The sequence below is a fragment of the Oscillatoria sp. HE19RPO genome (genome assembly GCF_024220515.1).
Classification (GTDB): Bacteria; Cyanobacteriota; Cyanobacteriia; order Cyanobacteriales; family Laspinemataceae; genus Laspinema.
This window is the reverse complement of sequence record NZ_JAMXOT010000282.1, coordinates 16,721-28,163: the sequence shown is the minus strand read 5'-3', so window position 1 is coordinate 28,163 and position 11,443 is coordinate 16,721. Positions and strand designations below refer to the sequence as shown.

Sequence of the window (11,443 nt, the reverse complement as noted above, 5' to 3'; positions counted from 1 at the left end):
TAGCCCCCACGAGACAACTTCAAGCTACCAGAAACCGGGTTTTTGCCAAAATTTAACGCTCCTTATCATAGACTCTGTAAAAAACCCGGTTTCTAGCCCCCACGAGACAACTTCAAGCTACCAGAAACCGGGTTTTTGCCCAAATTTAACGCTCCACATTGCCGATACCCAGTTTAGATATGGGGGTAGCATATTTTAAAATACTGGCTAACCGCTGAAGGAGGTTTTCCCCACACCCCCCTCACCAACTAAGATGAGTTGAAAGACCCATTCTCGTTATTCGGAATGGAGTTGTTCGCGCAGATAGGCTAAGGTGGCATCGATGCCTTGGTTTAAGATTTCGGGCGGTGGGGAGGTGAGGGGGTTACCGCCGATGTAGAGGCCATCTTCCCACCATTTTTCTGGGTTTTCCTTAAGATTTAGGACTTTAAGGTTAGTGAGATTTCCAATTTCTGGGGGCAGTGTACTCAATTGATTGTCGCAGAGGTTTAGCCGTGTCAAATGGGTGAGTTGTCCAATTTGCGGCGGTAGTGTACTCAGTTGATTGCTGCTGATAGATAGCACGGTCAGATTAATAATCTGCTCAATTTCCGGGGGCAGTTTACTTAGTTGGTTATCATCGCAATTTAGCCATGTCAAATTAGGGAGGTGGCAAATTTCCAGCGGCAGCGCACTCAGTTGATTGCTGCTAATCGATACCGCTGTCAGATGGGTTAGTTGTCGAATTTCCGGCGGTAGGGTATTCAGTTGATTTTCAGTAAGGTTTAGCCATGTCAGATTAGGGAGTTGGCAAATTTCCAGCGGTAGCGCACTCAGTTGATTGCTGCTAATGGATACCGTTGTCAGATGGTCAAGTTGGCACATTTCCGGAGGCAAGACACTGAGTTGATTGTCGCAGAGGTTTAGCTCTTTCAGATGAGTGAGTTGCCCAATTTCCGAGGGCAAGGTACTCAGTTGATTGCCCATGAGGTCTAGCTCTTTCAGATGAGTGAGTTGCCCAATTTCCGGCGGCAACTTTGTCAGATCGTTCCATGAAAGGTCGAGGGAGGTTACGTGATCCTCCGCAGATTGTTGGATAATTTCAAGTAGTTCTTCTTCTGTCATGACTCAACCTCAATGTTGCTTGTCAGGCTTTTTTTGACTTAGGCGGATGGGGTAGGGGGGTGGCGCTTGGTTGGCCGAGGGAGGGGTAGCATTCGGGGGTGCATTTTCAGTCAATTGTCCGATTCCTGGGGGAATGCTTCGCCTCTACTTGGATTCGCCGATCGCAGATATCCGCTGCTGTCTGGTTTTTATTGTAGGGTAACCTATTTTGGGCCGTTGGGTTGGTACAGCGCTCAGATTTAGTAGAAGACTGGGAGATACCGGGTTTCTGACTGGAGTGAGTATCTAAGTTGGATGATGCTAGGGCGCAAGATGTTCAGGGTTCAAGAGATTAGGAGTGCGAGCATCTTGCTCGCTAGGAGCATTTCGTCTGGATTGGGGGGTGGGATTTACCGATGAGATTGGTTTCGGGCGATTCTCGAATCGCCTCTACAGGGGGATGTGATTGGTTTCGGGCGATTCTCGAATCGCCTCTACAGGGGGATGTGATTGGTTTCGGGCGATTCTCGAATCGCCCCTACAGGTTGATGAGATTTGGTGGGCGGGATTTAGCGATGAGATTGGTTTCGGGCGATTCTCGAATCGCCTCTACAGGGGGATGTGATTTGGTGGGCGGGATTTAGCGATGAGATTGGTTTCGGGCGATTCTCGAATCGCCTCTACAGGGGGATAATACCAAATTCGATTGTCTCAAGTCGATTTTCTGGATTAGCCCGCGCAGGCGGGCTTCGTCTGTATAGCCCCACCCTTTAGGGTGCGGGTTGTGATAGACTTTGACAACCGGATTCTGGATAAGATTGGTATGGATTAGCCCGCGCAGGCGGGCTTCGTCTGTATAGCCCCACCCTTTAGGGTGCGGGTTGTGATAGACCTTTGACAACCGGATTCTGGATGAGATTTCTGGCGGGCGATTCTCGAATCGCCCCTACAGTATGGGGTTCGGTTTCCCAGTCGGCGTTTGTCCGGTTAGGGAATGGGTGAGAAAACCGATCGCCCCCCTATTCATTCCCTCAATTTGCCCACTTATCCACCCATTTCACTGTCCCTTCATCGGCTAATAACCAGCGACGACAGACGATGTTTTCTCGGGTGGGGAGTGCGGCATCGTTGCCATGTTCGTCTTTATACACGATCGCATATTTATAGGCGATCGCCTTTCCTACACTTTCCTCAAAGGGGATTTCGGCAAACCAGGTATTCGAGTTGATATACTCCAGGGTATAGGCTTTGGTAATATCCCAATTCCCCAATTCTGGACAATCTCCTGTCACTACCACCACTTGACCCACATCGGTTGAAAGTCCATTCAAATGTGCGCGCACTAAGACGGTCCCCTTAATCCGTTCCCCGACGTGACTGATGACGACTGCCTCTTTAGCACCCAGTTCTAATTGATGTAACATTCCCCCCTGCACTTCCAGTTTGCGGCGGGTTACAATGCAGCTATGTTCCCCATCGGGTAAGTCAGTATGAACATCAATGGTGGTTGCTTCCCCGCGATTCATGGCGACGAAGCACACGGAATCCCGATACCGTCGCACATAAGCATAAACATCCGCCGTGAGATACTTATTCCATTGACTGCCCAGGGAAACCGCAGGATTCAGACGGCGCACCCCCGAAAGTAAGCGAATATCCCGATAAATTGGGGTGTCTGTATCCCAGTTTTCCATCATGGGACGATTGTAGGGGTCATTATTACCGTAGGGATTATTATCCCCATTGGTATCATTGTGCAGATACTGCTCGGTCCCGTAATAGATACAGGGAATTCCCCGGCAAGTCATAATTAAATTAATCGCCAAACGCAAGAGATCCGGGTCCGGATTCAAGGTTTGGAACCGATGCATATCGTGATTATCGATAAAGGTAATCAGTTCCGTGGCAGCATTATATTTATAATCCTGGTCAAAAATAGACTGGATCATTTGAAATCCCGGTTCTGCACCGACTGCCAATACTTCTCGAATTGCCGTAGCTAAACCAAAGTCCAGAATGGTCATTCCTGATTCATTGGCAAAGCTGACCGATCGCTCATCGTTGGGATGGTTATAAATCCATTCCCCAAAGATAAACACATCCGGTTTGTGAGACTGAATATCGGCGTTGAACTCCTGCCAAAACCAGATCGGCATATGTTTGATTGTATCCACACGCAAGGCATCGACGCCCCGATCCAGCCATTGTTTAATGGCAGATTTGATGTAGTTTCGATAGGTGATATTATTTTCGTTAAAGGTAGCCAACCCCGCTAATTCGCAGTTCTGCACCTGCCATTCATCTTCCCAATTGGTCACTTCCCCATAATGATGATACCAGCTCTCTTTATCATCATTGAAATCGGCAATTTTAACCCCATCATCATAAAGTTCGCCTTTAACCCCGCTAAAATCCGGGTTACTATGGTTACAGACAATATCGAGAATGAGTTTCATATCTCGCTTGTGTAACTCATCAATCAGTTTATCAAAAACCGTATCGCGACTGTCTTGGGTGGCGTTGAGGGAGGGGTTATCATCGGGGGCAATAAATCGGGGATTGAGGCGTTTAAAATCTCGGGTCCAGTAGCCGTGAATGGCCGCTTGTTCGACAAATAAGGCTTCCACTTGTTCAAACAGCGGAGTTAACCAAATGGCGGTGATGCCGAGGGATTTGAGATAGTCTAGTTTGTCAATGACGCCCTGTAAATCGCCGCCCCAGTATTTGCCCCAATCTTCTCCCGAAGGGTCGAAGAGTTCGGGATTCGGTCCTTCGCTATTGCTGGGGTCGCCATCGTAAAATCGGTCTACGACGATGAAATAAATGGTTTCTTGACGAAATTCAATAGACCGGGTGAAGAGAAACTCAAATTCGTTTCCTTCTTCTTCTTTTTGGAGGGTCAATTCAGCCCCAGTGGAGGCATCAACATTCGAGGGGGAAGAACCCAATGTGAGAGATTCTTCTTTGGAACTGGAAGTCGGCTGCATAAGGTTTGGGAGACCACCCTCTGAACAGGTGGAAAATCAAGTGTATAAAATGACTGAATACCATCTGAATCATACCCCCCGAACTTGGGTCAGTCATCTATCTGGAGGAACAAAAACTGACGCTACAAGGATGCCTCGGGGGGCGAGGGCCTAGAGTGGATGAAACTCTAGGGTTCTGGGAGGGGTTTGAGGGTGATTTTCCACTCTGTGAGACGGGAAGCGAGTTGGAGATTTTGGTCCTCGGGTCCGAGGGCGACTGCCAACCGATCGGGAGGAACGATCACCTCAGCGGATTGATTCTCCACATCGAGGGCGATCGCCCCTTCAACTAGAGTCAGAGATAGAGCATTGGCAATATAGGTAGCGGGGTCCTCGGACCAGGGAATCACTTCGATTTTTTCCCCAGGGATTTCCTGGGCGATCGCCTGGAGATGTTCCCCCAGCTTACCAATACAAGCTGCCACCGCATCGACTTCCGGATCCAGAGCATGGACCGCGATTTTAGTCCGGGGGGCGATATCGGGTTTTGTGGGGATGGAATCCCGGGCCACCCCTTTGACTTCAACGAGTCCCTGGCGAATTTCCGGAACGCGATCGCTCAACAAACCGGAAACCAGATAACTCGTAGCGCGGGACACCCGTAACAGGGGTTTTGAACTGGGGCGATCGAAGACTTTTTTCAGATAAACCTTCAATTGAGCCCCTTCTTGATAGTCATCATTCGGTAACTTTTCATATTTGGGAAGTTCCGCTTCCACCAGAGGGTGACCCGCACCTCCACTGACCCCTAAGACGACCCCGCGAGCATCACTTTTGAGGACCTTACCCACCAGAACGGTCCCCTTGCGATCGGCAAACGTCTCTTGAATGTATTTGCACTGCTGTTCTTGCAATTTTTGAGTGAGGACCGTTTTGGTTTGTAACGCCGCCAGACGACCGAAATCTCCTTGATTGGGAGTCACATCCACAATCACGCGATCGCCGACTTTGACTTTGGCCCCCTTTTTAATCGCCAAATCCAGGGGAATTTCGCGATCGCTATCCTCCACCGTCTCCACCACCGTCTTCGTCGCCGTCACCCGAAACCCTTCCGCCTTCAGGTCCAGTTTGACTGCAAAATTTTCAAAGTAGTCTTCGGGAAAATCCTCATCGTTGCGGACTTGGGTCCGACGATAGCGCTCATATCCTTTAAGTAATGCAGCTTTCAGCGCTGCCTGGACCGCCAGTGGCGGTAAAGAGCGCTGTTGACTCATCGTATCAAGCAGCGATCGGAGTCCGGGAAGACTGACCATCGACATTGAGAACACCTCCTACAACGCTGTTCCAAGTAGCTCTGGGCTTAGGGAATTTTACCTGAAAAGCTCACCCATTTTTTAATCATTCCCTGGGGAGGGTGGGGGAGATGGGGAAGATGGGGGAGATGGGGGAGAAGTTTGTAGTAACGACTTTAGTCGTTGCTCTCGTGTTATGGCGGATGCCATAACACGAGCAATCTGAGGGTCTACCGCCTTGCCTGCTGGGGAACTGGAGACAGCACCTGAGATTGGGGCGTGACGAAAGCGGATGCTTTCGTCACGCGGTAACGACTGAAGTCGTTACTACAAACTTCTCCCCCAACTCCCCCATCCTCCCCATCAACATAAGACCAATGACCAATGACCAACGACAATTAACCTTAGACAAAATCGCCGGTTGTAATAATCAGGTTGCGGAACTCGGGGTCAATGCCTTCGAGGAGGGCAATCACCACCGAGGTATCCTTAGCTAGGACGATAGTCGTATCCGTGGGTGAATCTCCAATGGGTGCAGAAATCAGTAACTCACTGACTTTTAGACCCCCGGTGAGAATAAACTTGTCCTGTCCATCCTCAAAATCCGTAATGGTGGCAGTGACTCCGGGACGCAATACGAAGAAGTCCCTGCCTGCGCCTCCGGTATAAAGGACAAATTCCCCGGCACCCCCATCGAGGGTGTCGCTGCCGTCACCGCCGAGGATGGTGTCATTTCCGTTTCCTCCCAGGATGAAATCGTTGCCTGCATCTCCGGTGAGGACATCATCCCCATCGCCACCGTTGATCAGATCCTCCCCATCGCCACCGTTGATGGTATCGGTACCAGCACCGCCTAATATACTATCGTTTCCGGCATTGCCGTCGATCGCGTTGCTGCCTCCGGTGGCAACAATAGTATCGGCACCCTCTCCACCGTTGATGGTATCGTTACCGACGCCACCGATGAGACTGTCGTTTTCGGCACCACCATCGAGTAAATTCTCCCCTTCTCCAGCAATGAGAGTATCGTTGCCTTCATCACCGAAGAGGGTATCGTTGCCTGCTTCTCCAAATAAGATGTCATTGTCCTCACCCCCGCGCATTTGGTCATTGCCATCGCCGCCATAGAGGATATCTTCTCCTTCATCCCCTAATAGGGTGTCGTTGCCAATGCCGCCGAGTAAACTATCGTTTTCGGAACCTCCTTCTAGGAAGTCATTGCCCTCATCCCCTAATAGGGTATCGTTGCCCTCGTTGCCAATTAAGGTATCGTTGCCTGCTTCTCCAAATAATAAATCCTCCCCGTCTGCGCCTAGGAGGGTATCATTTCCGGTGCCCCCAAATAGGGTATCGTTTCCTAAATCCCCGGAGAGGAAATCATCATCGGCTTCCCCAAATAACAGGTCCTCCCCTTTACCGCCATAGAGGGTATCGTTACCTACACCGCCTCGCAGAGTATCGCGGCCCTGGTTGCCAAAAAGGTTGTCATCCCCTTCTTGTCCACTGAGTTGATCGTTCCCTTCGCCGCCATAGATACTATCGTTGCCTGCACCCCCAATCACGGTATCGTTACCGAGGTCCCCAAAGAGCAGATCGTTGTCCCCATCCCCAAAGAGTTGATCGTTGTCTTGTCCTCCATAGATAGTATCAGCACCGTCACCCCCGGCGAGGGTATCATCTCCTTGATTACCAAAGATCACATCGTCCCCATCGTTGCCGAAGACGGTATCGTTGCCTTCACCACCATAGAGGACATCGTTGCCATCCCCCCCAAAGATTTGGTCGTTCCCCTTGTCGCCGTAGAGGAGGTCATCCCCACTTTCGCCATAGAGGGTATCATCATCTTGGCCTCCGTAGAGGGTATCGTTAGCGCTACCGCCATTGAGGATGTCATTCCCGACATTGCCAAAGATGACGTCGTTACCGGCTTCTCCGATCACATTATCTTCACCGGCTCCAGCATAGACGAGATCATCGCCGTCGCCACCGGAAATGGTGTCGTTGTTGATGCCGCCACCGATGATATCGTTGCCGCCACCGCCTTCAAAAATGTTGAATCCGGACTCACTGGCGAGGGTATCGTTGCCCTCATCTCCGGAAAGGAAATCGTTTCCGATTCCAGCATCGAGGAAGTCGTCCCCTTGACCCCCGAAGAGGGAATCGCTTCCTTCTTCCCCAAAGAGTTGATCGTTGCCTGCGTTCCCAAAGAGGATATCGTCTCCAAGGCGACCAAAGATTTGGTCGTTTCCGGCATTGCCAAAAATCGTGTCGTTGCCAACGGATCCAAAAATGGTATCGTCACCCACGCTGCCTTGAAGGGCGTTGGGGAAATTGAATCCCACAATATTACTACCGGCGGCACGGGCGGCAACGACTAAACTCCAATAATGGTTAGCGTTAAAGGTTCCCGTATCGTTTTCTAGGAAGAAATAGCCAACGCCGATATTATCAACTCCGGGTTTGAGGAGGGTGTCTCGCTGTCCGGGATCGTTGAACCAATTTTCGACAACTTGCTCTGGGGTAGGAAGGGCCGCAGAAATATTCTCCTGGAAGTTGCTGAAGCGATATCCGACTGCTGCCAACCGGCTGACTGTTGTGGAGCCATCTGAGCCGGTGAGACTGAAAAAGTCGTTTTCCGCCATATCTTCGGCATGGATTTGGGCGGCTCGATTCAACTGGGAATCCACCGCGACAGGTGGCAAATTGGCGAGGGCGCGTCTTTGATTGACTAGCGCTACAACCTGATTGATAAATTCAGAGTTGGTTGTCATCTCATTTTTCTCCTTTGGGCTGGCTTGCCTTATCATCCATCAAATCATAATGGCGCGTTTTCGATAGAAATGCCAAAGGAGAATGGCTGGAGTGAGTCGGGTTCTAAAAGGACCGACAGAGTTGGGAGTCGGAGGGGACCTCGGAAATAAAACTAGGATTTGCTAGGGTTTCTAATTTGTGCAAGAGTTCGGTTTCAATGGGTGTGGTTGCCAAAATTTCAGGTTTGAGATCCCCCCATTTTTTTCCGGATTGGGTCTGATATCGGATTAAAGCGTGGGGGATTTCTTTGGAGATGAAGACGCGGGGAGGGGCGAGTTGTCCTAATAAGCGGGCATGACGATAATGGGGCGATCGCATGAGTGCACGATCTAACTGTTGGGCGATCGCCTCGGGTGAGTCTTGGGCGTCATCCAGTAACAATAGATAATGGGCAACGGGTTGGGTCACTGGGACGAGGGTTTTGAAAAAGGTGCGTTCTAAGGAGATGTCTTCGAGGACGGTTTGGACAAAGGGTTCGGAGAGCTTTTCTCCGACTAAATCGCTGATGCTGCGATCGCGTCCCAGAAATTCTAAACAGGGGGTTTTGTGATAAAAATGGCTGACTCGAATGCGATCGCCAATCCGATAGCGATACAACCCCCCTTTTTGCGAAATAATCAGGGTATATTCTTCCCCCTGTTTAATCTCATGGAGTTTATAAATCTTTTGGGTATCATCCTCAAACTCAAAAAACACTTCATTGAGCAGGGGAACAAATCCCTGGGCGGCAATCAAGGGAATCGTCATCGGCGCTTCCGTTGCCAGCAATCCTTTCCCCTGTACCATCACCCCGGGAAAAAGTTTTCGCAGAAATTCCGCCTGTTCCCGAGAATGACTGCTATCCCAACAGGAAATCAGTTTCAGTTTCGGCCAAATTTCAGTCCAGGGAATTGGCGATAACCTCAACTGTTGGGCGCGTTGGCGAGAGATTTTCTGACCTAATTTCTCGATGAGTGACTCGCGATGGGTTTCCATATAATCCAACAGCACTTTCAAAAAGCTGGGACTCCAAATGGAAATGGCTTCTAAGTGGTCTTCGCATAACAGTTCCAAACTTAACTGTTCTTTGAATTCATCGGGGTCTTGCAGGTGTTTCAGTCGAGGCGGGGCGACTAAGACCAAACTGAGTAAGGCCCGCAACCACCCATCTAAATACTCAGAATCATCCGCCAGTCCGCCTGAAATTTCAGTGATAACTTGGGGGTCTTTCAGTTGCGGGGAAATACAAAAATAAAATTTCCCTGTCTCAAATTTGGGTCCATTTTGAATTAAATCATGTACCCACACACAAAACATTGAGTTAAAGCTAGAACGCAGGGATTGGGTATAGGGAATCCATTTAGCCGGTCCCCGACTTCCCGAGGTTTTTTCATAAAATAAAATCGGTTCAGGAGTCAGAGACTTCCCCGGCAATGGAGTGTTTTGCGAAGAGTTTTTTAACTCCTGTGGACCGGGCAACTCAGCCGGTTCAATCCAACCTTGAATATCCTCATAGTTGACAACCGGAATCTGATTCCATTGCTCAGTTAAAGAGGCATGGGGAGCCGCATTAAAATTCAGGGATTTGCCATAGTCACTGCTTAAAAAATTTCGATAAATTTCTTGCTGGACCGAACGCTGAGACCTCCGGGGATTTTTTAAAGCCTGGGAAAATTTATAGGCATATAGACCAAGTAGAAAAGAAAAAAGTTGAATAATAGGACGCATCATGGTTATCCAAGTTCAATGGACTGAATCAATAATTAGAAAGCATTAAACAAGCAAAAATACAGGGGTATTTTGCCTGGTGCTGGAAGTTTTAATGGGCTAAAATTCTGAAGAAAAACCCATTATAATCGACTAATTATTTATACAGCTTAATTCTGGGTGTATCCGCATTTTATGGAAATTTAATCAGTGGAATGATTGCGGGGAGTGACTTTCGTATTGGGATAAAGATGGGTGGCAATGGGAAGATAAGCGCCATCAGCGATGGTGACTCCCGGACCGAAATGGGTGCCGGAACCGACAAACACATCATTGCCAATTTTGACGGATTTTACATATAACATTAAATTGTTATGTTTGGGTTTAATCACATGACTGTAAATCCCGACTCGATGACCGACAATGGTGCGATCGCCTACTTCTATTAATGCGCGATCGGCCAGTTCTAAACTCGGCATCCAATAAATCCCTCGCCCAATTTTTGCCCCCCACAATCTCAACCACAGGGAAAAAGCCCCGGGAATCAGCCGTAACACGGATTCAATCGCTGGAAACGTAATATAAATCGCCTGGATTTGATGACCTCCCCACCAAGGCGAATAATCCGGACCTTTCAGGTAAGAAATTCCTTCTTTGACCGGATAAAAATAATCATGAATCCGATAAACTAAGACAGGAAATCCATACAGAGAAAACAGTAAAGCGAGAACCCCTAAAATGCCCGGAGAGAGACAAATCCAGAGAAAGGATGCTGCGGTCATTCCCATGACGATCGCCGGAAAGAAGGAGAGAATCAAACTGAGTAAGGTCATAAAGTATGAGGGTAACAATTAAAACCGCATCAAATATCTGATTAAAACGGCCAAATCAACTTTTTAGTTAAAGTTAAATCAGTAGAAATTCCTAGCCCACTCGGTGCCGTGGTACTCTCATAATACGTGCCATGCAATCGGTCCCAGAGTTTTAAATTTGCCCCATAATTGACCCCAGCAGACTCCCTCCCATGATGCCATGCATGATCCATCGGTAAAATCAACCAAGGGGAGAGCAAGCGATGCAACAGCGTTCCTGGTATGGGTTCGATTTCACTATGCCGCCATAAATCTAAAATCGCGGTCAAACTTACCCCAATCATATAAGCAGTCGGGTCTTGAAGCAAATAGATAAACAAGGCATGAATCCAAAGATAAATAATTAAAAAACTGGTCCATAATGTATTGCGAGAAGTTCCGAGAACTTGCCGTTCAGTCATAGTATGATGAACCAGATGCAACCGCCACAACCCCCGACTATGGAGCAAGCGATGATTCCAATAATACAGGTAATCAACTCCGACAAAACTTAGGGCAAAGGCGAAAATAGGATGTAGGTTTAAACTTCCACTATTTTCCGGTAACCAATGCTGATAAACCTGATAAATTAGGACAATTTGCAGCAGAGGAATTAAAATCCCTTGAAAGCATAATCCAATTCCATCTAAAAGCCAATCTTGCCAAGATTTTGCCTTGATATTAGCCCGTTGTTCTGTTCGGGCAAATGTCAAAATTAGCAGCGTCACAAATGCAATAAAAATAGCCATAAATC

8 protein-coding genes are annotated in these 11,443 nt (G+C 48.5%); all 8 read right to left on the bottom strand.

Annotated features, from left to right (window positions below; genetic code table 11):
• Positions 1 to 276: 276 nt before the first annotated feature.
• Positions 277 to 1,104: a leucine-rich repeat domain-containing protein gene (locus NG833_RS23170; protein ID WP_254567637.1), complete on the bottom strand. Its 828-nt coding sequence runs from the start codon at positions 1,102 to 1,104 to the stop codon at positions 277 to 279.
• A gap of 1,010 nt (positions 1,105 to 2,114) precedes the next feature.
• A complete protein-coding gene (locus tag NG833_RS23165; protein WP_254567636.1) occupies positions 2,115 to 4,070 on the bottom strand; it encodes an alpha-amylase family glycosyl hydrolase in 1,956 nt (651 codons plus the stop codon).
• 167 nt (positions 4,071 to 4,237) lie between these two features.
• The gene (locus NG833_RS23160; protein WP_254567635.1) at positions 4,238 to 5,368 is read right to left on the bottom strand and encodes a transcription termination/antitermination protein NusA; all 1,131 of its coding nucleotides are present in this window, start codon (positions 5,366 to 5,368) and stop codon (positions 4,238 to 4,240) included.
• Positions 5,369 to 5,571: 203 nt separating this feature from the next.
• Positions 5,572 to 5,733, bottom strand: coding sequence for a hypothetical protein (locus NG833_RS23155; RefSeq protein WP_254567634.1), 162 nt, complete (start codon positions 5,731 to 5,733; stop codon positions 5,572 to 5,574).
• Between the two features lie 12 nt (positions 5,734 to 5,745).
• The gene (locus NG833_RS23150; RefSeq protein ID WP_254567633.1) at positions 5,746 to 8,112 is read right to left on the bottom strand and encodes a CAP domain-containing protein; all 2,367 of its coding nucleotides are present in this window, start codon (positions 8,110 to 8,112) and stop codon (positions 5,746 to 5,748) included.
• Between the two features lie 103 nt (positions 8,113 to 8,215).
• Complete coding sequence (locus NG833_RS23145; RefSeq protein ID WP_254567632.1) at positions 8,216 to 9,862, bottom strand: GH3 auxin-responsive promoter family protein; 1,647 nt, start codon at positions 9,860 to 9,862, stop codon at positions 8,216 to 8,218.
• Positions 9,863 to 10,041: 179 nt separating this feature from the next.
• Complete coding sequence (locus NG833_RS23140) at positions 10,042 to 10,671, bottom strand: acyl transferase (RefSeq protein WP_254567631.1); 630 nt, start codon at positions 10,669 to 10,671, stop codon at positions 10,042 to 10,044.
• A gap of 41 nt (positions 10,672 to 10,712) precedes the next feature.
• Positions 10,713 to 11,438, bottom strand: coding sequence for a sterol desaturase family protein (locus NG833_RS23135; protein ID WP_254567630.1), 726 nt, complete (start codon positions 11,436 to 11,438; stop codon positions 10,713 to 10,715).
• Positions 11,439 to 11,443 lie beyond the last annotated feature (5 nt).

Coding starts and splice junctions, on each gene's coding strand:
- NG833_RS23150 (WP_254567633.1), bottom strand. CDS start 8,112: ATGACAACCAACTCTGAATTTATCAATCAGGTTGTAGCGCTAGTCAAT.
- NG833_RS23160 (WP_254567635.1), bottom strand. CDS start 5,368: ATGTCGATGGTCAGTCTTCCCGGACTCCGATCGCTGCTTGATACGATG.
- NG833_RS23140 (WP_254567631.1), bottom strand. CDS start 10,671: ATGACCTTACTCAGTTTGATTCTCTCCTTCTTTCCGGCGATCGTCATG.
- NG833_RS23170 (WP_254567637.1), bottom strand. CDS start 1,104: ATGACAGAAGAAGAACTACTTGAAATTATCCAACAATCTGCGGAGGAT.
- NG833_RS23145 (WP_254567632.1), bottom strand. CDS start 9,862: ATGATGCGTCCTATTATTCAACTTTTTTCTTTTCTACTTGGTCTATAT.
- NG833_RS23165 (WP_254567636.1), bottom strand. CDS start 4,070: ATGCAGCCGACTTCCAGTTCCAAAGAAGAATCTCTCACATTGGGTTCT.
- NG833_RS23135 (WP_254567630.1), bottom strand. CDS start 11,438: ATGGCTATTTTTATTGCATTTGTGACGCTGCTAATTTTGACATTTGCC.